At 48.3% G+C, this 555-nt stretch carries 2 protein-coding genes; both read right to left on the reverse strand.

Features of this window, described 5'->3' with window-relative positions:
- Positions 1–13 precede the first annotated feature (13 nt).
- Positions 14–304 carry a NadS family protein gene (gene nadS, locus J7438_RS27210; protein ID WP_209279132.1) on the reverse strand — a complete coding sequence of 97 codons (291 nt, stop codon included), beginning with the start codon at positions 302–304 and terminating at the stop codon, positions 14–16.
- A 2-nt stretch (positions 305–306) separates the two neighbouring features.
- On the reverse strand, positions 307–555 hold a 249-nt coding region (locus J7438_RS27215; protein WP_286196996.1), incomplete at its 5' end, for an addiction module toxin RelE.

Below are 555 nucleotides of genomic sequence, written 5' to 3' on the forward strand. Positions count from 1 at the left end.
GGTGGGGGCAGTATCAGGCAAAATGTAATAATCGCAGAACTGTATCCGGTTCACGGGAAAGCAGGTTCAGCAGCACTCTGGCGGGACCGGTTGGTTTCCGGTCTCCTCGTTCCCAATGTCGCAAAGTGGGGAGTTTTACTCCAACGGCATTGGCAAATTCTTCCTGAGTCATATTTACTTTATGGCGAATGGCTTTAATGTCCAGCGGTTCAACTTCGTGAACAATCGCTCCTGTTTCCTGCCCTTTGGCATAGGCCACCGCTTCCTCTAGTGCGCCCATTATATCGTTATAAAGATCGGTCATGGTCATTCTCCGTAATGGTTTGCCAGCAGTTCGATCATCTTTCTCCAGTTGTTTCTTTCCGCTTTGGTCAGGTTGTCTTGTTCACCATTGGCATAAATGGTCAGCAAAAACAGGGGCATTTTCAGGTTTTGATAGAAATAAACTACCCGAACGCCTTTACTTTTTCCTGATACTCCCCGTTTCCATCGGAGTTTCCGGATGCCTCCGGTGCCCTGCATAATGTCACCGGCTTCTGGATGTAAGGCCAGATA

The sequence above is a fragment of the Thalassotalea sp. G20_0 genome, from assembly GCF_017744175.1.
Lineage (GTDB): Bacteria > Pseudomonadota > Gammaproteobacteria > Pseudomonadales > Endozoicomonadaceae > Endozoicomonas.

Excerpts from the sequence above, each read along its gene's own strand:
- nadS (WP_209279132.1), bottom strand. The coding sequence starts at position 304 with ATGACCGATCTTTATAACGATATAATGGGCGCACTAGAGGAAGCGGTG.